Origin of the sequence: Vibrio sp. La 4.2.2, from assembly GCF_027586995.1 — a bacterium.
GTDB lineage: Bacteria > Pseudomonadota > Gammaproteobacteria > Enterobacterales > Vibrionaceae > Vibrio > Vibrio mediterranei.
On record NZ_JAPPTJ010000002.1, the window covers coordinates 432,225 to 453,947 of the forward strand.

Annotated in this window: 15 protein-coding genes; 9 read left to right on the top strand and 6 right to left on the bottom strand. The window is 42.0% G+C overall.

Translation table 11 applies throughout. From position 1 onward, the window contains the following. Positions 1–67: 67 nt before the first annotated feature. Together OH456_RS05125 and OH456_RS05130 are read left to right on the top strand one after the other, a co-directional pair. Positions 68–3,232, top strand: coding sequence for a response regulator (locus tag OH456_RS05125; protein WP_270032952.1), 3,165 nt, complete (start codon positions 68–70; stop codon positions 3,230–3,232). Between the two features lie 172 nt (positions 3,233–3,404). Further along, positions 3,405–4,319, top strand: coding sequence for an alpha/beta fold hydrolase (locus tag OH456_RS05130; protein WP_270032953.1), 915 nt, complete (start codon positions 3,405–3,407; stop codon positions 4,317–4,319). A 49-nt stretch (positions 4,320–4,368) separates the two neighbouring features. On the opposite strand, the gene OH456_RS05135 is transcribed toward OH456_RS05130, so the two are convergent. Both OH456_RS05135 and torT read right to left on the bottom strand, forming a co-directional pair. Further along, the gene (locus OH456_RS05135; protein WP_006074898.1) at positions 4,369–4,824 is read right to left on the bottom strand and encodes a methylglyoxal synthase; all 456 of its coding nucleotides are present in this window, start codon (positions 4,822–4,824) and stop codon (positions 4,369–4,371) included. 145 nt (positions 4,825–4,969) lie between these two features. Continuing rightward, complete coding sequence (gene torT, locus OH456_RS05140; RefSeq protein WP_270032954.1) at positions 4,970–5,962, bottom strand: TMAO reductase system periplasmic protein TorT; 993 nt, start codon at positions 5,960–5,962, stop codon at positions 4,970–4,972. A gap of 92 nt (positions 5,963–6,054) precedes the next feature. Here torT and torS point away from each other — a divergent pair, with 92 nt between their 5' ends. The 3 genes from torS to OH456_RS05155 all read left to right on the top strand — a co-directional run bounded on the left by torS (position 6,055) and on the right by OH456_RS05155 (position 9,946). Beyond that, a complete protein-coding gene (gene torS, locus OH456_RS05145; RefSeq protein WP_270032955.1) occupies positions 6,055–8,988 on the top strand; it encodes a TMAO reductase system sensor histidine kinase/response regulator TorS in 2,934 nt (977 codons plus the stop codon). A gap of 62 nt (positions 8,989–9,050) precedes the next feature. Further along, positions 9,051–9,404: a hypothetical protein gene (locus OH456_RS05150; protein WP_062461522.1), complete on the top strand. Its 354-nt coding sequence runs from the start codon at positions 9,051–9,053 to the stop codon at positions 9,402–9,404. A 77-nt stretch (positions 9,405–9,481) separates the two neighbouring features. Next, positions 9,482–9,946 carry an RES family NAD+ phosphorylase gene (locus OH456_RS05155; protein WP_270032956.1) on the top strand — a complete coding sequence of 155 codons (465 nt, stop codon included), beginning with the start codon at positions 9,482–9,484 and terminating at the stop codon, positions 9,944–9,946. A 51-nt stretch (positions 9,947–9,997) separates the two neighbouring features. Here the strand turns inward: OH456_RS05155 and OH456_RS05160 are convergent, their stop codons facing one another. The 3 genes from OH456_RS05160 to OH456_RS05170 all read right to left on the bottom strand — a co-directional run bounded on the left by OH456_RS05160 (position 9,998) and on the right by OH456_RS05170 (position 13,952). Continuing rightward, positions 9,998–10,183, bottom strand: coding sequence for a hypothetical protein (locus tag OH456_RS05160; protein WP_006074903.1), 186 nt, complete (start codon positions 10,181–10,183; stop codon positions 9,998–10,000). Between the two features lie 30 nt (positions 10,184–10,213). Further along, a complete protein-coding gene (locus tag OH456_RS05165) occupies positions 10,214–12,568 on the bottom strand; it encodes a fatty acid cis/trans isomerase (RefSeq protein WP_270033070.1) in 2,355 nt (784 codons plus the stop codon). 151 nt (positions 12,569–12,719) lie between these two features. After that, entirely contained in the window at positions 12,720–13,952 is a 1,233-nt protein-coding gene (locus OH456_RS05170) for an L-lactate MFS transporter (protein WP_270032957.1), read from the bottom strand. 508 nt (positions 13,953–14,460) lie between these two features. Between OH456_RS05170 and OH456_RS05175 the strand changes: the two genes are divergently transcribed. The 3 genes from OH456_RS05175 (at position 14,461) to OH456_RS05185 (ending at position 18,076) form a co-directional block, all read left to right on the top strand. Further along, a complete protein-coding gene (locus OH456_RS05175; RefSeq protein ID WP_006074906.1) occupies positions 14,461–14,826 on the top strand; it encodes a hypothetical protein in 366 nt (121 codons plus the stop codon). A 212-nt stretch (positions 14,827–15,038) separates the two neighbouring features. Further along, positions 15,039–17,072: a TonB-dependent hemoglobin/transferrin/lactoferrin family receptor gene (locus OH456_RS05180; protein ID WP_006074907.1), complete on the top strand. Its 2,034-nt coding sequence runs from the start codon at positions 15,039–15,041 to the stop codon at positions 17,070–17,072. A gap of 116 nt (positions 17,073–17,188) precedes the next feature. Continuing rightward, positions 17,189–18,076 (top strand): LysR family transcriptional regulator, encoded by an 888-nt coding sequence (locus tag OH456_RS05185; protein ID WP_270032958.1) that lies wholly within the window; start codon positions 17,189–17,191, stop codon positions 18,074–18,076. Between the two features lie 9 nt (positions 18,077–18,085). On the opposite strand, the gene OH456_RS05190 is transcribed toward OH456_RS05185, so the two are convergent. Continuing rightward, positions 18,086–20,770 (bottom strand): bifunctional acetate--CoA ligase family protein/GNAT family N-acetyltransferase, encoded by a 2,685-nt coding sequence (locus OH456_RS05190; RefSeq protein ID WP_270032959.1) that lies wholly within the window; start codon positions 20,768–20,770, stop codon positions 18,086–18,088. A gap of 244 nt (positions 20,771–21,014) precedes the next feature. Between OH456_RS05190 and OH456_RS05195 the strand changes: the two genes are divergently transcribed. Continuing rightward, complete coding sequence (locus OH456_RS05195) at positions 21,015–21,605, top strand: SPOR domain-containing protein (RefSeq protein ID WP_031493192.1); 591 nt, start codon at positions 21,015–21,017, stop codon at positions 21,603–21,605. Positions 21,606–21,723 lie beyond the last annotated feature (118 nt).

The window sequence follows — 21,723 nt, forward strand, 5'->3', positions numbered from 1 at the left end:
CGATTAGTTCGACCTGTCTCCATGATGTCCTACACTCAAAGTATCTAAACTTTAGTTGGGCAAGGGAATGAGGCAACTTAACTTTTGGAATAACTTGTCGGTTCAACGCAAAATGGTTTTACTTGTGTTGTTACCGATAGTGCTGATTATTTTCTTGGCATCTCGTCAGATTTCTACCCTAAATCTCCAACTAAACAACCTTGAAAAAGTAGAAGCGTTAGTACGCTTTTCTGAAATTCTTTCCGATACACAATCACAGTCAAATTCTACGCGACTTGAAAAGGCGACTGTTGAGCTTTCCCCTGTGCTTGATTCTCTCCAACAATATGCGGCAAAAATATACGGTGTAGAAGATTTAAAGCGGATTGATAACCTTCTTGTTGATTATTTTGAAACGCTTGAATCGATTAGAGATAGCCAAGATATAATGGAGACCCATGAGCTAGTTGATTGGCAAAATGAGAGTTACAAGCAATTACTGTTGTTTGTAGAGAAAACTCCATTAACGGCTGTTATTCCACAAGTCGATGGGCACTTGGTATCTCTCGCACAGTTAGAGTGGCTAATGTTCTGGGCTGGAGAAGAAATCTGGCAGATCAATGCGTTAGTAAATGGCAATCAACTAAACAGTGAAGCTATGCTATCAGCAAGAGAGTCGATAATTAACTTAGTGCAGAGCCAGCAACTTTTTGTAGAAAGGTTTATCGCGATAAATGCGGATGAAACTCAAGTTAGTTTGCTATTGAAAGCCTTTTCTAACGCTGCTTTTGAGCAAAGCAGTGTTTTTAGAGAGCAGCTTTTAAACACCAAGAGTGCAAACGCTTTATCTGTAGCTGATATTAAGCTTGGAATGGAAGCGCTAGACTTGAGGCTCAATCTAATTCAGGGCGTGTCTCAGTCTATTGAGGTACAACTTAGAAGTGAAATTAGAGAACTTGTCTCTGGTTTTGAAAAACAAAGACTGCTTTTTTTAACACTAGTTGGCGTTCTAACCATCTTAGTGGTCGGTATTGGGATAAGTCTTGCTCATCGTGTAACTCGTAATTTGAGTTTGGTTCTATCTTACTTGGAGAATGAAAAAAGTACTGGAGACATACCGCTTACGGCTCGAATTGGCGGTAAAGACGAATTGAGCCGCTTTGCTCGTGAGGTCGAAAGGTTGACGAACGAACAGCAAGAGAGTCAACGTAATCTGCTTGAAGCTAAAAACGCAGCCGAGCATGCGAAAGAAAATGCCATCGAAGCAAGTAAAGCAAAGAGTAGTTTTTTAGCAAACATGTCACATGAAATTCGTACCCCTCTAAACGGTGTTATTGGTATTTCTGAAGTCTTGTCTGATACAGACTTGACTGCTACTCAAAAAGATTACGTTGATACGATTGAGACCTCATCCCAGCTGCTATTAAGCCTAATCAATGACATCCTAGACTTTTCGAAGATTGAATCAGGGATGCTTCAAATCAACCCGCACTCCACTTCTATACGGGAAACGATTTATGACATCGCATCGATCGTGGCACCAAAAGTCAAAGAGAAAGGCATAGAGCTAAACGTTGATATCGACCAGAACGTTCCGTTTCGTGTTCTTGCTGATGATCATCGCATGCGTCAAGTGTTAATGAACTTTATGTCTAATGCCGTTAAATTCACTGATAAAGGTAGTGTTACCATAGGAGTACACTATCAAGGCGAGTCTAATAACATGGCGTCGTTGATGTTTGAAGTTCAGGATTCGGGTATTGGCATCGACAAAGAAAGGCAATCCAAAATCTTTGAAGCGTTTGCTCAAGAAGATGACTCCACAACGCGACAGTTTGGAGGTACGGGTCTTGGATTAGCGATCAGCACTCAATTGATTGAATTAATGGGAGGGGAAATCCAACTTGATTCAGTGAAGGGAGTAGGGAGTCGCTTTTACTTCACACTAGAATTGGCCATTGATGAAAAAGAGTACCAGCACCGCAGTCCATTACTCTTCGATGAGCTCGTTATTGTTTGTGATGCGTCGGCCTATGAACGCCGTTTACGTGCTGAACTCGACTTTTATCAGCTGAACATTGCTCGGGTTTGTCGCTCAATTCAAGAGGCTGACTTACTCAATCCACAGAAGAAAACTTTATTAATTTATGTTGAAGGTGGAGATGTCAGTTCTGATAAGGATGAAACACGCTTTGCAGAGATCCAAGCTAACCGAACGGCAATATGTTTAATCAGACAGTTTGAAAGCTCGAATAAGGACTTTGGCAATAACATTTGCGCACTCATTACTTACCCTTTACTGGGTAATCGACTTTTGAAATCGCTCGAGGCGTGCTGTCGGACGTTAGATAAAGGGCTAGCTACTCCAAACATCGACACTTATGCTACTAAACGAGTCAAAGTCTTATTAGTTGAAGATAATATCGTGAATCAAAAAGTAGCTAGCCTGCACCTTAATAAAATGGGGCTTGAATATGATGTTGCGAACAACGGTGTAGAAGCTATTGAGCATTACAAGAAAGATACGAGCTACGCGTTTATTTTGATGGACTGTATGATGCCTATTATGGACGGATTCGAAGCGACAGAAAAAATACGCAGTTACGAATCTAATAATCATCTACCTCGGACTCCAATTATTGCTTTGACAGCTAGTGTAGTCGATGATGACATTCAGAAGTGTTTTGACTCGGGTATGGATGATTATGTTCCTAAGCCCTTCAAAGCCGAAATACTCAAAGAAAAGATTGTGTCGGCGATTGAGCTTAAAGGCGCGGTTGATAGTCCTATCGTACTCGATAACAAGATATCGATTGAACAGACACCTAAATCTAATCCAGGACCGGAAGAGACTCAATCAGTGTCTGATGCTCACTCTTCTGGAAGAGTTCTGTTGGTGGAAGATAATTTAGTTAATCAGAAGGTTGCATCACTACATCTCAAAAAAGCTGGGTTTGATTACGTGATAGCGGCTGATGGCCAAGAAGCATTGGAGCTATTTATCAGTCAAGGTAAGTTCGATGTCATTTTGATGGACTGTATGATGCCAATAAAGGATGGCTTTCATGCAACACAGGATATACGCTCGTACGAGAAAGAGAATGGATTGAACCCAACGCCAATAATCGCGTTAACAGCCAGTGTGGTCGATGATGATATTCAGAAGTGTTTTGATGCAGGAATGGATGCTTATGTGCCAAAGCCTGTTCGCAGAGAAAAACTCCTACATGAAATGAACAACTATCTGTCTTAGTTTTTCTAGACCTAGTCTTTTTAACAATGGCATTGCGGGGACACATATAACGTCACGAAAGATAGCAATGCCATTGTACTATTAAATAAAGGCATACTTTGTTCGCTTTATTAGGTGAACCATCACAACGAAACACCTACTATGAGTAAACCTAAATTACGCGAGTGTTTCGATGCTACTTATCTCTATTTCAATTCTTATATTTGCTGCTTTATTGTTACCCATTATTCGTAATACAGAGAAGGGTTCCCTCGACCAATATAGTCGAGCTCTGGTGCCAGGGAGAGTGATTAAACTGTCAGAGGGTTATGTTCATTATGAATTACAAAGTGACGAATGTGGCGAGGTAGTGGTGCTGGTTCATGGTTTTTCCGCACCCTCATATATGTGGGAGAAAAACATATCTTCGCTTGTTAGTGCAGGCTACAGAGTGCTTACGTTTGATTTGTATGGACGCGGTTTCAGTGATCGACCTAATACAACCTATGATTGCCAACTATTTGTTAACCAGATAGAACAGTTAACGCAGGCAGTTGTGCCGAAGGATAAATTTCACTTGATTGGTTTGTCTATGGGAGGCGCAATAGTGTCGGGCTACACTTCAACATTCCCACACAAAGTACTGAGTGTGGGTTACATTGCACCGTTTAATCAGCCTATTGACCTTGGTTCATTGACATTACCTGTCATTGGCAAATGGCTTGGATATAGTTTCTTTATTCCGAAGCTTGCCGCCAATCAACTTAATGATTTAGTCTATCCGGAAAAACAGCCAAATTGGGAAAAGAGGTTTGCAGAGCAAATGCAATTCAGAGGTTTCAGAAGAGCCATTATCGATACGGCTATTAACCTAATTTCCAAAGACCCTAGCGAAGATTATAAAGTAGTTGGGCGAAGTGGCATAAACAAATTGGTTATTTGGGGTGATCAAGACAAAGTAATACCAGTTAAAGATGCTAGCAGGGTAGTTGACATGTTGGGTGAAAAAACAACATTAGTGTTATTGAAGAATGCTGGTCACGTATTGCAGTTTGAGGCGGCTGAGCAAGTGAATGTTGCACTGTTGGAACATTTAGCTCGGAGTTAAAGTAGCAAATTGACAGCGCCAGTAAGTTACTGGCGCTTTGTTTGAATGCCTAGACTCGCTCAGCTAAATACGCATCGTAATCTGGAACTTCGATTTCAACTTCTTGCTCTAGAAGGTTGGACTCAAACAAGAAGTTGGCCGTTGCACGGTTTGTGGCGACAGGGATATTCCAAACGCTAGCGATACGCAGTAGGGCTTTAACATCAGGATCATGCGGCACCGCGTTTAGTGGGTCCCAGAAGAAAATCAGCATGTCTAATTTACCTTCAGAGATCAACGCACCGATTTGTTGGTCGCCACCCATTGGGCCACTAATCATACTTTTGATTGCTAAGCCGGTCTCTTTACTTAACATGTGACCAGTGGTGCCAGTGGCGTACAAAAAGTGACCTTGTAACTTTTCTTTGTTCTCTTGTACCCAACGCAGCAATTCTGGTTTGTAATGGTCATGTGCGACCAATGCAATGTGTTTATGTGCTGGCATGGTACGAATGGTTTTTTGCATTTGACTCAATTCCTAAGTGTTTATCTTCCAATTCCAATAACCGAGTATTGTCACATTGATTATTGGAATTGAAAGGTATTCAGATACTTTGATGTTAATAGTTGTATTACTCAGTATCAATGAAGATAACTGATATCTGTGACAGTTAATCTCCTTGGACTGAGAAGACAGGTCGGTAGCCTGTAGGAGATAGTGATTTTTCAATCGCTAGACTCGATAAGTGTGTCGGTGAAAGTACTTCAATACTCGGTGCTTGGTCTTTTTGAAATGGAATACCTCTCAAGTAAGAAGTGGCTTGGAGCAATGAGAGGCGACCTTGTTCAACCATTTTGTCTGTTGGAGCTAGTTGAACTTTATCTCGCAGTAACCCACGGTAAACACCGTGACTGAGGTAGATGGACAAAAGCTCAATACTATCTTCTTTCCCAGAACTTCGTAGTTCACTGATTGCTGCTTCAATCGCAACAGCGCTCCCAACAATATAGGCCAGACTATCGTGGTCCTCTATAACCTTTTGAACCAAGTTACGCTGTAACTCTTTATCATTGTCAGCCCATAGAGTTTCTACTACATTGATGTCGCTATCTTTGATAGCTTCGAGAAACCCAAGAATGACGGGCTTCGTGCCACCACTAGATCGAGGACCAGGCAGCAATGCTACAGGGGTGCTTCCTGAGCCCTTGGGGTGTTTCTTGGCAAGATAATCTCCAACTCTGTAACCCATCCAATACCAATCAACGCCAACCACGCCTTTCACGTGTTTAGATTGTTGTTTGTCGACGACAAGGTGATTAACGGTTGCAAAAACTGGTACATCACCTGTATAGACCGATAAATCGTGTGTGAATGCGGTAGGCGAGACGGTGCCCAGTATAATGGCATCCGCGTTCCATTGACGACAAGCACTTAACTGAGCCCTTTGTTTATCAATATTAGGGTAGCCACCAGACTCTAACACTTTCAACTCTACTTTTTGCTCTTTGGCTTCTTGAACCATGCCGTAGTTAACGGATAGCCAATAGGAATCTTTGAGGTGAGGATAAATTGCACAGATCTTTTCTTGAGACGCGATGGCTTGCGAGCTAGAAATGAGCAAGGCAGCAGAGAAAATGGAATGGAATATGTTTTTTTTTGACATTGGTTAATCGTTTAGTGGCATCTCTATCTTCAACACTGCAAAATATAGCGTACTATCAAAGAGTAAAGAAGTGGATTCTGCCGGAGTGGTTAATGTTACTCGCTAAAGCCAGTATTGGCCGTAAATTATTATTCTCGTTTCTTGTTATGGCGATGTTGGTTCTGCTATCAACGGCTATCGGTGTATCAGGGTTCTCTTTTGTTGCTAAAACAGAGCGCAATGTTGTCGATACCGCTATTCCTTCAATGCTCGAAGCGCGTGAAGTGTCAGAGTTGAGTACTCGTATCATCGCTTCTGTCCAAACCTTGTCTAATGCGAAAACCAAAGAACAACACCAAGAAGCCGGCAAGGTGTTGTTTTCACGTTTGGAAGCGCTCCTCACTCATATAAAAACGTTAGGTTCAGACTCATTTGATTCGCAATTGCTCAACGAGCTTGAGAACTATGTCCAATCTATTATTGATAGTCTTGTCGAGCTTGGAGTTGCTGTGGAGCAATCTATTACATTGGATCAGTCTATTGATGATGAAGTCGAGCTTCTAAGAGTAAAAGCAGAAGAACTCGAGCAGCTAACGCGCACTCAGGTTCTTAACACCAGTACTATCGCCGTTGCGAACGTCACTCACATATATCGCTTACTGGAGCAAGAAAATAAAGCCGATGCCCTAGATGCGCTAGACAGTTTGGTAGAAGTCGACCTTGACTTGTCGGAACGATTACATGAGTTGCACTTATTGGCTTTTAAGACTCTAAATCAAATTGAGGAGAGTCGTACCGTTTCAGATCTCGGCCGAATTGAAGAACTGCAGAAGGACTACCAAAACAACATCAGTATTATGACAAGACGAGTCAAAGGGGTTGAAGACCCAGCTCGTTCTAAGCAAATGAGTGAGCTTTTGGCTGAACTATCTCAAGGAAAGCGCGTTTTCTCATTACTTACTCAGAAACACAATGTTAGACAACGCTCTAAGACGTTGATGCAAGAGACCCTAGAACAGTTTACGTCGTTAAACTCCACGGTGTCTAAGTTGGTCGATCAATCAAATGCGGCGACCACGAAAGCAGTGGCTGAGCTATCTTCGACATTAAGTTTTGCGCAATGGACGTTAACTCTTTTATCTATTGCAGGTTTTGTCGTTGTTGTTTTGATTGTATGGCGAGTGGTTTATGTGTCCGTAGTGAAACGTCTAGGTGAATACTCATCAGCACTACTTTCCATTGCTAAAGGCCAGTTAAAGGTGGATGTCACCGTCAAGGGTAATGATGAACTTGCTCATATGGGACAAGCCATCATCACCGCTCGCAATACTGCTCAGGCACTCAAAGTGGTTGCTGAGGCCGAAGCAGCGGCAAAAAGAGAGCTTCAAGAGCACAAAGAACATCTTGAAGAGATAGTAGCGGATCGAACGTTACAACTTCAGAAGAGTAATGAACGATTAAATCAAGAAGTTCTTAACCACGCTAAAGCGAGAAATGCTGCGGAACAGGCCAACCGCGCTAAATCAGCATTCTTGGCGACAATGAGTCACGAAATACGCACTCCTATGAATGGAGTTCTAGGTACAGCGGCTTTAATGGAAGAGACACCACTAAACAACCAGCAACAGAAGTTTCTGGATGTCATTAATCGAAGTGGTCAGAACCTGCTTGCGATTCTCAATGATGTGCTCGATTACTCTAAAATAGAAGCAGGGCATTTAGAAATCAGAAATAAGCCGTTTGATCTTTATCGTATGATCCAAGACTGCTATCAACTTATGTTAGGCAAAGCTTTAGAGAAAGGTCTCGACTTTAAATTTCATATCGAAAGTGACGTGTCTGATGTCTATTGTGGCGATGTAACTCGATTAAGCCAAGTGCTTAATAATCTCGTTGGTAATGCTATTAAGTTTACACCTTCCGGCCAAGTGGATATATACGTCTCACTCGATCCAGATGACGAAACGTGTGTCATGATTGAGGTCTCAGATACAGGAGTTGGTATCAGCCCTGAGGATCAGCTCAATCTATTTGACGCATTTACTCAAGCTGAAAATGGGTATTCGACTGCAGGCGGCACTGGGCTTGGCTTAGCGATCAGCCAAAAATTGGTCAAAGCGATGAATGGGGCAATTTACGTTGACTCCTACTTAGAAGAAGGTAGCCGCTTTTGGTTTGTTGTTCCACTGGAGCAATGCACTATAGATAAACAAGAAATAATCCAACCGCTTGGTATCACTAAAACGGTAAATGGCCGCATCCTGTTGATTGAAGATAATGCGGTTAACGCAATGGTGGCTGAAGGCTTTTTAATGAATATGGGACACCATGTCATTTGCGCTGAAAGTGGCCATGATGCAAAACATATTTTTTCTCATAACGACTTTGATATCGTCCTAGTTGATATCAACCTTCCTGACTGCAATGGCGTTGACCTAATGCATCAACTTCGTGAAATCGAAGATTCTCAAGCACAAAAACATCATGCGCCTATGATCGCCGTTTCTGCTCACGTATTTAGTGAGGAAGTTGAGAGCTACTTAGAAGCAGGTTTTGATGGCTACCTTCCGAAACCCGTAGATAGGGAAGCGTTAAAAGAGATGATACAAACGAAGTTAAAAGGCCGCGATTTCGAAATGAAAAATGAAGAACATGTAATTTCTACTCATGAAGAACCTGCTATTGAACAAACGGGTATTATCGATCCTAGTGTTATTGAGGCAGACATCAAAGTGCTAGGAATCGAAAGAATGGCCAAGATTGTAGACGCATTTACTCGTACAAGTGAGCAGACATTACACGAGTTAGAACAAGCTGCACAAATTGATAATGCTAAAGATATTAAGGCGTTAGCCCACAAAATGAAGGGCTCTGCAGGCTCTCTTGGCTTAAGTAGACTTTTTGAAATCTGTTTATCCATCGAATCTTCAGAAGATCAACTTGGACGATATTTAGAACTGCTGGAACCTTTGGTTGCGGCTCAGAGAATGTCCGTAGACTCACTGATAGCAGTGCTGGATAAATATACAGGTCGAACCAAAAGGTGACTACTTGCTGATATTGACTTATAATTGACGTAATATCATGTCATTAATTTGTCGAGGTGCCAATGTTGAGTTTACAACGTGAAGGGTTAGAAGATCCCAAACTATGGGCCAACGCGTTTTACACGACAGTTGATCATATCGCTTTATTTGTGGACTTACCTGTTCAGTCATTAAAACGAGTAGACCGCATAAAGCAAGCGAGAATTCAAACCCGTCTTTTAGAGGTCCATGCACTTTTAAGAAGGGTTCAACCTTGGTTTTCGAGTGAGCAAGCGGCTTGGTCATGGTTTATTGGAGAACCGATCGCCTCGTTTGGTAGATTGACGCCTTCGGAGATCATTAAGCAGTATAAAGCTGACGGTGTAGTCGCACTGAACGATTATATTACAGCAAAAGAAATGGGTTCTTTTGAGTGATTTTGAGTCAAACCAACCCATTGATATCCAGCCTGCTTTCTGCACCTTTAACTAGGTATCAAGGCGTTTGTTATCGAATGCACAACCCCGTTTGGGCATGGTCTCCACTAAGTACTGAAGGGGCTGCGCGCGTGGGTGGGCGATTCAATCCTAAGGGATCACCAGCACTTTACTTAAGTTTGAAGCCGGAAACGTGTATTGCCGAGGTAGCTGGTGGCGCATCAACACGTTTGCTCGATCCGATGACGCTATGCTCATACCATATCGACATAAATGGAGTACTCGATTTACGTTTATATTATCAAGAGTTCTCTCCTGGTTGGCGACTTGAGCTGTTTAAGAAAAAACAGCCTTTGGGCTGGGCTCTATATCAAGCACTTCAACAACGTCCTGAGGTTAAAGCTTTATTAGTACCTAGCTATCAAATGGTAGGCGAGTATAACTTGGTCGCGTTTCGTTGGGAGGATGGTGAAATCACCTTATATGATCCGGATGGGCGTCTCGCTTCGGTGTATGGTGATCAGCTCACTATTAAATCATGAAACAGAAAAAGGGCTCAAATGAGCCCTTTGCATTAGATTGTCCTTGATGGTTTACCGTTCGTCTTCATAAAAGGTGCGATGTTCAATCGCATAAGGGTCTTCATCAAGTCCTCTGTTTGAGAGTCCTCTCAAATGTTCAAGTTGGTGTTCCAACATATTTACGGCCTCGTAGTCGCCGTCTGAACAGGCAACATATATCTGTTGCTCGATGGCTTCAATGCTATCTTTAATGCTCATCATACACCTCCTAAGAGTTCCGGAGAGCACCTATCTGTTCTCAAATCGATTATAGTCCAAAAGACCAAATTCGATAGGCTGGGTGCGTTGGTAAAACTCATGAACGCGGTCGCTAAAACTCCAGAATTCATTGCTACTACGTCTAACTGCATAATTGTCTAGCAGTTTTATGTAACTCTGTTCATCCTGAATATTTTTAAGTTCGTTAACGAAATTTCTGATTTCGCGCTCTTTGAGAGTTAGGTACGCAGCAGGGTAGCTGCCGATCACTCCACGCACAAATGTGAGACTGTCATTCTTGTAATCGCGGTTGGCTTCTTCTGAAAATAAGCTCGAAATATTAATGTGAGCATTATTGTGCAGTAGCGTAAATAACTGTTCATTACCTGACTCGGTTTCTATCATAACCATAATGATCTGTGGTACGGATTTAAGTCCTTCACCTGTGATGCTATCGATCTGCTGAAGCAAGGCTTCATTTTCTGCAGAAAGACCTGTGTTGACGATTTTAAATCGGTCATGCAGCACTGGCTCAAGTTTGGCTTCAATCTTGTCAAATAGCTCAGATTTGTAATCTGTGGTTAAGTAAAGCTCTTGAGTCGGTTGACTAAATGGTTTGATGTTTCGTTGTAAGAAAGCACTAAATTGCGGACTTTGGTCTTGATACCAACTACTGAATTCTTCATGTCTAACTGTATTTGGTAACAGAGCCAAAAAGTTACTTTCTCCTTCCATACGCAAGAAGTCCATAAACATACGAGTGATAAGTTGATGGCCAAAGTTCCCATAAACATCAAAGCCTGCGACGAGTAGGTAATGAATACGCTCAAGCAGCGCATAGTCTAAGATCCATGCCGTTTTGGGTTTAGTACCAACTAGGCCTTGAACAACCGATGCACTGTCGAAATGCCTAAAGACGGTTAGCGCAGCATTTGGGTTCTCGCCATCCCCGGTCCAAAGTACATCAGTTGTCAGATGCTTTCCACCCTTAAACCACGTGTTCATAAACTCAGATTTAGCCTCAAGGTATCGAGCCTGTTGATTCGAATACTTGACCCAGTTAGTGATTGGGACGGTATTGCTTTCTAGCTCACTAGGGAGCTTTAAGTTGTCAGCTTGATCTTGATAAAATTGGCTTACCGCAGGTATATCGGATTTCTCTGGATCTAAAAAGAACACCCAGAAACGATCGTTAATTACATTAAGCGCAAGCTGTCCGCGACAAACAGGCCCTTTGATATACGCCATAATAGTGTTTTGTGCGTTGTCTAACATAAAGCTAAAACGCGCTTTCACAGGTATGTCCTTGAAGGCCGTCATAGGGTTAGCTGCTATATTGATGTCGTAGCTTGGCAAGGCCTGAACGACATAATCCGGTTCAATAAACCATTCATACCATTGTTCCAATTTCTGATCGTTAAGTGCAAACGGCATATGGGTTTTATCAACAATGGTGCTTCGAACGGGAACAAGACGATAGTAGACACGTTCCACGCCCGGTGCGTCATAAGGCCTTCTGGTGACGATACGTTTTAATGGTTCTCCTGGAGGAGTTGATGAACGAACAATGGTGAAAAATCGACGTTGAGACTCAATCTCTGAAAAATACAAGTGAGACAAATACAAATGTTCATATATATAGCGAGCGGCAAGTTGGTTTTTGCGAGCACTCTTGTTTAATAATACTTCATACTTGTCGACCATCATTTGTTCTTCTGCATTCAGCGGAATAGGCGCGTTCATTTTTGCTCCCGCACTCAACCAAGCAATCAGCGTTTGATACTCCGATGGTTCCAAATTAGGCATGCCAAAAGGCATTCCCCAGAGCGGATAATCTGATTCATAAGCGTCATATTCTTCAATGGTCGGGCAAACTTGAGTGCGATCAATAGAGAAATCAAAACCTTCAAGTTGTGCCGTTTCTGGAAGAGGATGTCTGGCTTTTTGAGTGATCATTCGAGAGACCAGTCCAGCGTCCAAGTTACCAGCTAATGTTTGCTGACGTTCGTTCAAAACAGGAAAGAAACCGAGTTCTCGCCACTCAGAGGTATTTTGTGCGTCTTCAAACAATCGCGTTGGTTGAGATGCCGTTAAGCGAGTACCTTGATATACCATTTCTTTACTAGCACCTCGGTCGATTCCATCAACAGAGGATAATTTTAGCTGACAAGGTGCGTCATAGCATGCATGACATACAACACAGCGGTTATCGATGATTGGTTTTACTTCAGTAAGAAAGTAATCCGCAGTGGGCGAGGTTGGGGTAACAGTTCTTTCTCGGACTTCTGGTTTCCCAAATAGCTGGTCATAGTTTAAGCCGGCGTAAGTGGCACAACCAGAAAACACCAGTACAAGTAAATAAAGGACAATACTTTTCGTTTTCATCATTAGCTCTCAATGCTACGCAAATTGCGTTCAAATTCCTTGTTATGCATAGTGCTAATTTTTGTTAATAAATCAATATTTTTCCAACGTTTAACAAAAAAAAGGCTCAACGGAACGTTGAGCCTTGATGAAACAATATTAGATAGAGCTGTTAAGCCGCTGAAAGTTGCGCCGCTTTTTGCTCTGAAATTGGTTTAGTGATGAAAGACAGAACCACACAAACGCCCATCATTGCAGCTGAAATTGTGTAGGCCAGGTTATAACCGCCGCCGTGAGTCATTGAGTAACCAACGATTGCTGCACCGATTGCACCGCCGATACCCCAAGAGGTGTAAAGTACGCCGTAATTAGTACCGTAGTTCTTAAGACCGTAATATTCCGCAGTTAGAGAAGGGAATACAGCTAGAAGCGTACCGTAACCAACTGCAGCAACAGCGGTACCGATAATTAGCATGAATTCGCTAGTGAAAGTCGAAAACATCACCATGTTTACGCCTTGTAAGACAAACGCAAGCATCAGCGTACGAACGCCACCAATTTTATCCGATAGTATACCCGCTGCAATACGACCACCAGAGTTGAAAATAGCCAGTAATGAAGCTAGGTAAACAGCATTTGGTAAGTTAGCTTGAACACTCGCGATATTTGTGATGTTACCAATGATCATCAAACCGGCTGCCGCTGCAAATGCATACATGATCCAAAGCGAGTAAAATTGAGGTGTTTTAAGCATCGCTTTCCAACCAATATCGGTCGCCTTTTTCACCTGAACTGGTGCTTTGCCTGCTTTTACTTTTGGTTCTTCAGGAATGTAACCTGCTGGTGGGTTATTGATAGTAGCAGCAAGTGGAACCGCAATGATTAAGACACCAACACCTAGAACCATAAACGCAGAACTGATCCCCATTTGTCCAATCAGAGATGAAGTCAAAGGTGCCAGGTAAACCGCTGCTAAACCAAACCCAGCGGCGATTAAGCCATTAACCATACCTTTTTTGGAAGGGTGGAACCACTTCATCGCAGATGGAGAAAGACAAGCGTAGCCAAAACCGATACCTGCGCCAGTGATAACACCAAAGGTAATATTTAGCATTAAAACTGATTGAGCAAAGCTTGACGCGATCATGCCTAAGCCAGTTAGTGCTGCACCTAAAATTAGAATATTACGTGGACCCATACGGTCTTGAAGAATACCCGCAACTAAAAGACAGATAGAGAAGGTGATGGTTGCAATAGCATAAGGTGAGGATGCATCAGCGGCACTCCAGCCCCATTCGCTAACTAACGCTTTATTGAAGACACTCCAAGCATATAGGATGCCAAGACAAAGGTTGATACAGAATCCAGCAATTAGGATTCGCATAGCTTTATCAATCTTGCTCATTTTGGTTCTCTGATATTTCGAACAACGTTCGGGGGTTAAAAATTCAAATTAAGTTTGCGTTTATCAACATATGTCGCAAATGAGCGCGGATTATAACCAATAAAACTGTGATTGGAATCGATTTCTTTGAATTAGTTCAAATAAACTCACTCATGTAAAATAAGTTACGCTTTCAGGTTAATATTTTGTTTCATCGAAAGTATTTCCGGTGCTGTTCACAGAAATCTAAATTAATCCGAATTCTCTTGTATGTAATTTATTTGTTAATTCAGTTGCAGTTAACGTAGGTAAAATACGTAACATACTGTAAACAAAGGAGAGCAAAGGTAAGTTATGTTAGCTACTTGTTACAACAAAAATGGTGTCGATTTAAACTGGTAAATTGCGTAAAAAACGTGCTTGAATTTCGATAAAATAACACAGACAATACATGTAAAGTGAGTTTGCATATTTGAAAAATGGATATTTCAAACACTATTTTTCTATTTTGTTGAGGTAACTTATGTTCATGACTAAGATTTTAATGTTGCTTGGTGTTTCACTTGGAGCAGGTTATGCGGCAGCTGATCACCTTCACTCATACCTTTTAGGCTTATCTATTGCATCACTAGCAGTAGGCGCATGTTACATGATTGCTTTTGCAAGTACTCGATTCCCTCAATTTGCAATGGGCTTGTTGTTGTTAGGCACGATGGCCAAATTGACCGTTACTGTAGTTGGTGTTGGCCTCAGTATCTCAAACGATCTGATCACATCGCCTATTGTTTTTGCGCTTTCATATCTGTTCTACATTATTGCAGTAAGTTATCTGTGGTTTAGCTATAGAGATAGCATTACGCCTACACCTAAAGTAATGAAGTCATCGTTGGCTTAAAGATATCATTCAAAGGTATCTAAAAAAGGAAGGTTTACCTTCCTTTTTTTGTGCCTAAAATCCCATATAAAACAGAATGCACACTGTAGTGTAAATCAATGTAAAGATGAAAATAATTGCCACTAACGCAAGTGGAAATGATAGTAATTCGTATTTATATTTGTAATAATCAACGTCCTTGATGTGATTCGAACAGATATAAAGAAGGAACTATGAAACTTAAACTGTCGATTATCGCTAGCTCAGTGGTGCTAGCACTTTCTTCAAACGCTTTCGCGGAGAATGATGTTTCCTCATTGAATGAGGTGGTTGTGACAGGCTCTCGTGCTGAGAAAACTGATCAAGACAAAACGCGTTCTGTAGCTAAAGTGGACTTAGAAAAACTCGATGAAATCCAACCTAATTCCGTCGCCGAAGCTATAAAGTATGAACCTAACGTGTCCGTAGTAGGTGCAAATGTACCTGGTAATCAATCTATCAATATCCGAGGATTGAGTGGTAACAAAGTCTTGCAAGTAATTGATGGCAACCGTCAAAACATGCAGTACGGCCATCGACCTACTTACTTTTTAGATCCATCTCTTTTAGGTAGCGTTGAAGTTGTAAAAGGCCCAATCAGTTCGTTATACGGGTCTGGTGCTATAGGTGGCGTAGTAGTACAGAATACCCTGAGCGCTGACGATATCGTTGAAGAAAACGGTTTAGGTGGTCGCGTAAAAGTTGGTTACCAAGACAATGGTGATGTTTGGACAAATACCGCGGCTTTAGCCAACAAAAACGACAACATTGATTGGATTCTCGCTGGTAGCTACAAAGACAGTGGTTACATGAAACAAGGTGATGGTTCTACACTTTACGGTACTGAGGCTACTAACAAAACGGGCCTTGCTAAGTTTAACTGGCAAATCAACGAAGCACACAAACTTGGATTTAACCTCCGTTATGCTGATTTAGATGGTCGCCCACCTGTAGTAGGTGACTCTAGTGGCCAACTTAATGATCCTGATGGCTTGATTAGTCGCCGCACTAAAGATCAATCCTATGGCGTCAACTACGCATTTAACCCTAATAATCCTTGGGTTAACCTAGAAGCCTCCCTATATAGAAATGATACTAAGATCACCGAAAACGACCCCTCTATAGCTGGTGAAGATATATCTCAAGTAAACACCACAGGGTTCAATCTAACGAACCAATCTGAATCAGGGAAATTGAAGTTATTTACCGGTGTCGATGGTTATTTAGATGAGCTAGATGCAACACGAGCAGCATCAGTTTCGGGAAGACCTGAATTACCTAAAGATGCACAAACTTCAGTAATTGGAGCGTTTGGCTACATCAATTACCAAATTGTGGAATCATTAGTCGCTGACTTGGGCGTCAGATACGATTCATTCACATCTAAAGCTCAAGGCTATGACGACAATAACCAGTCGGCATGGTCGCCATCTGTAGGTTTGTTGTGGCAAGCTAAGCAGTGGATGGCCTGGTCGATTAGATATGACGAAGCGTTCCGAGCGCCTGATACATCAGAGCTTTATATGAGTGGAACACACTTTGCCTTTGGACCTGGTGGTCCTAGCAACATCTTTGTTCCAAACCCAGAATTGAACCCAGAGAAATCTCACAACATTGAGCTTAAGGGACAATTTAACTTTGAAAATGTATTTGCTGATGACTCTTTAGACATAACAGCAGCTGCATTCCAAAACAAAGTTAAAGACTTTATCAACTTAGATGTAGACATGACACCTTCTAGCTCGTGTGGTATTGGTGGTTCGCTTGAGGGGTGTGCAGGTACAAGTAGATCGAGCAATATCGATAACGCAGAACTTACCGGTTATGAAGTAGCAGCGGACTATCGTTGGCAGCAACTATTGGTCGGTTTATCTTATGGTCAAACTCGTGGTAAAGATACCGATACTGATGAATGGATTACTAACATCCCGGCGGATAAATGGGTCGCACATTTACAATATGGTTTTTGGAATATCGACACCAAAATCGGTACTAGGGCTACTTTCGTAAGTGCACAGGATCGAGTTCCAACAGGCTACACCGAGGGGCCATTTGACTCTTACCAACTTGTTGACTTTTATGCATCTTGGGAACCGACAAGCAACCTCGAAGGGCTAAAGGTTGATTTATCTTTAATTAATGCCTTTGATGAAAATTACAGAACAGCATGGACGCAAGTATATCAACCAGGTCGTTCTGTTCGCTTAAATGCTCAATATACATTTTAATATGCTCAGATTTTAAAATGCTATAACGTAGAAAAGCGGCTTCTAAATGAAGTCGCTTTTTTTATTCACGCTAGGTTGTATTATATATTTATCTGTTTCATTGATAAGGAAGTTAAGTGCATAACCCCATAACACTAGAGGCCCTTCATATTCTTGACGCTATAGAAAGAAGAGGGTCGTTTGCTGCAGCTGCATCAGAACTCGATAAAGCAACGTCATCCCTGAGCTATCAGATTCAAAAACTTGAACAAGATTTAGATATTATGATCTTTGACCGTTCGGGCCACAAAGCATCTTTAACGGATGCAGGAAAGCTGATTCTAGAGAGAGGACGAGTCATACTCCAAGCTACAGAGAATATGGTCAATGAGGCTCGTTTGCTTGCAAATGGTTGGGAGCTTGACCTTACTATTGCATACGACAGCATTATTCCTGTTGGCAATTTTTTTGATTTAGTTGATAAACTTGGCATGGTGAGCAAAACCAGAATCAAACTAGAGGAAGAGGTATTAGCTGGCTGTTGGGAGTCATTAAATGAAGACCGTTGCGCTTTGTTGGTGTGTCCTCAACCTGAAGTTGTGCCTCAAGGGGTGAAAACACAAATACTTGGCCCTATGTCAATGACTTGGGTAGCTGCAACTGATCATTATGTACATAAACGCAGTGGTGTTTTTGACAGTAGTGCTCGAGAAAAATATCGAGTCATTGCTATCGCTGATACTGCGAGAGAGCAACCTGCATTAAGTGTAAATATTCTAGAGAAGCAACCTCGTCTTACCGTATCAAACTTAGTGACTAAAATAGATGCATTGGTAAAAGGGCTTGGGATTGGGACCTTACCAACACAAGTAGCTGAAACCTTGATCAAAGAAGGTAAGCTCAAACGAATCAAAGACACCGATGAAGCGACCATAGATATCGTTATGGCTTGGAAAAGAAACAATATTGGAGAGGCCAAGTCTTGGTGTATACGTCATTTAGCCAACACTTGGGATCTACAATAATTGCTCAAATTATCGATTTAGTACTAAAACCATATCTGCCACACCATCTTCGAATTGTACGTCTAGCTCAAAACCCAATTTTTGAGCTAGCGTTAGCATCCCACGGTTTGTTGGCATGGTCATTCCAGAGATCTGTCTGGTGTTCTTACTTTTACAATAATCAATAATTTTATTCATTAATACACGCCCAAGCCCTTTGCCTTTCAAATCAGAACGTATCAAGATGGCGAACTCGGCGTCAGAATTATCGGGGGTAACTAAAACTCGAGAGACTCCTATGATGTGTGGATTAGCGTAACTAAGGTCGACAGCAACAAATGCCATTTCACGGTCGTAATCGATTTGAGTTAAGTTTGCTAACGCCTCATGGTTAAACTCACCGACATCTGAGAAAAAACGCTTATAAAGGTCTTCTTTGGTGACGTTATTAATGAAATCTGCATGAAAGGGTTCATCCTCAGGTCGAATAGGGCGCAACGAAATTTTTGAGCCATCTTTCAAAGTTATGAGCTCCTCCATCTCGGTAGGATACGGCCTGATTGCAAGCCGAGCTTGAGGTTCTCCTTCGTAGCCTTTTATTACCACTGAAGCATCTAATATAGTGATGTCATCACCATTCAAAAGGAGTGGGTGGATATCTAATTCGTGTATCTCAGGGCAAGCAACAATGATTTGTGAAATTTTCACCAAAAATTGCGCTAAGTTTCCAAGATTTACCGGATTAGGAGATTGCTGGAATCTTAACGTTCCTTTGTTAATTGCATTAATAATTAAGTAACGAGCTAGAGCCATATTGACTGGTGGCAATGCGGTGACCGCCTCTTTTTCAATTTTCCAGTCTGAACCACCTTGGCCTAGAAAGATTGCTGGCCCGAACGTAGCATCAGTGATCACTTTGACGCGAATCTCTTGACCACCTGCAATCTTAGCCATTTGTTGTACCGTCAATCCTTCAATCCTTGCTTCGGGATAGGAGAGCTTGGTGCGGTCGAGTATTGACTGTGCCGCGCTACTGACTTCATTGGCATCTCTCAAGTTTAACATGACGCCATGTATATCAGACTTGTGAGCAATATCAGGAGAACGAAGCTTCACTGTGACAGGGTAACCTATATTTTCTGCTAGATGTATCGCCTCTGTTGGGTCATGAGCCAACCAAGTGGGAAGAGTAGGAAGCTCAAATAAATCAAATAGTTGTTCGCAGATATGAGATTCAAGTTGCGTGAATTCTTTATCTTCGGATATGGATTCAACATGGGATGCGAGCCATTCGTGAGCTTTAGAAAGCTGCTCTGTGGTATACGAGTCTGTCGTTGTTGGTGTTTCCATTAATTGCCATTGATTTCGTCGGTATTCGACCAAATGCATGAAGGCCGTGACTGCGCTCTCAGGCGTTCTGTATGTTGGTATACCATGATTGGTAAATAGAAGGCGGGCGGCTTTAGCTGTCGCTTCTCCAGACCAGTTCGTCAAAACATTAAATCGTTTAGATTTGGGGTGTTTTTGGATCGTTTCAATGAGCTTCGCAGCCGTTTGCTGCGAATCTGCTGTGGCAGATGGGCTATGCATGATTAGAATAGCATCCACATCATCACTGTCTAAGACTATGCTCAGTGCGTCACAGTACCTTTTCGCGGTTGCATCACCGACAAGGTCGATAGGGTTCCCATTGGACCAAGTATCAGGTAGAACCTTAGACAGTCTAGATATTGTTTCATCAGAAAGTTGGGCGATACTGCCGCCTCGATCGGTCAACGTATCCAAAGCCATGTTCGCTGGGCCAATTCCGTTGGTTATTACAGCTAGTCTTTCTCCACGGAGTGGGACGGAATGTGTTAACGTTTCTACTGCTGCGAATAGTTCGTGTGTGTTATTTACCCTAAGCATACCGGCGCGCTGAATCGCCGAGTCGTAAACGATATCAAATGAGTAGGATTCATTGCCTTTAACTAAATTAGTCAGATTGTTTCTACCTGCCTTTAAGACCAGAATCCGACGGTTACGCGATGCCGCACGCGCTGCCGACATAAAACGGCGAGCATCGCGAATAGAGTCTACATACAAAAGAATGGATTCGGTCTTACTGTCTCGAGCTAGGTAATCAAGTAACTCATCGAAATCCACATCCAATCCAGAACCAATGGATAAGAATGCTGAAAAACCTATGCTCTTATCATTGGCCCAGTCAAGTATAGTAGTACAAACCGCTGATGATTGAGATATGAACGCTAGTTTACCTGGCTTACAGTTAACAGGAGAAAATGAGGCATTGAAGTTTTGCCAAGGTAAAAGGATGCCGAGGCTATTTGGACCTAATATACGCATGCCAGACTGCTGCGCTATCTGAAGGCATTTTTGTTCTATCGTTGTCGCATCATCAAACGGACGACTCATATCTGATGCCATTACGATAACGGTTTTAACGCCAGAAATCGCAAGATCATTGAATAAATCTACGTTTCGCTCGCCTTTAGTGCACAAGATAGCTATGTCTGGTTTTAGCGGAAGTTCACTCACTGCGCGATAGCAGAGTATGCCGTTAACAGATTTATATCGAGGATGAACGGGCAAAATCGTACCTTGATAACCTCCCAAGAGAAGGTTTTTAATCACTACGCTACCTGCTCGATGAGGCTTTATCGATGCGCCGATAACAGCAATAGAAGATGGCTTGAAAAGAGTGTCTAACGACATGGTTTACCTCTACAACAGTAAAAGACGACAGTGACCTACAAATGATCCTTATGAGACGTAACTATAGTAGTCTAGGAAGGCATCACTTAGACACTGTTGGCTCCTAAAATTAGACATAACATATTGCTGTACCTCAATTATTGTGTAACATGTCACAGGAAGAAAGGACAGGTGCTGTGAATCTTTGATTCAAGAGAGTTCTGTCTGCATGATTTAGGGAATTATTAACTCAGGCAGTAATAAAATGAAAAAAGTCGTTATTTTAAGTTTAGTTTCATTATTAGCAGCGTGTTCTTCTAGTGAGTATACAACCGAGGTGAAATCTGAAAGTTATCGCGAGGATTACGCACCCGTAGAAACAACGACAGTTGCTCCTGTTGCTGTAGCGGCTACACAAACAGAAGATGTTAAGAAAGAGCCAGCGGCACAGAAAGCCCCCGTGCAAGAGCAAAAAGTGGCTGCAACTACCACGACAACGACCCAAACACAGCCTGCTAAAAATGATGTAGTAAAAATCGTACCACCATCAAAAAAACAAGCTGAGCAAGATTTCCGTTTTGGCTACACAATTCAAGTAGTTGCCGTTGGCAGCCAAGCCAAAGTTGCAACTTTTTCGGATAAACTACCAAAGAACGGCCAGCCAATTTGGCAAAACTACAAGGTAGTAAACGGAACGAAATGGTATTCAATCCTCTTCGGTGACTATGCAACGAAGCAACAAGCGAAGGAAGCTATCGCGACACTGCCAAATGAGTTTAAAAACCTTAAGCCGTTCGTACGTAGCATCGACCAAATCAAGAAGTCGGAATATCCGACATTGAGCAAGCTGAACTAATTGATACTCATACTGTTATAACGCGTTCAATCCAAAATTGAGCGCGTTTTTGTATGTATTATGTGCAGACAGTAACTATGGTGGCAGATTTAACAGATTTAGAACTGAATGTTGTTTC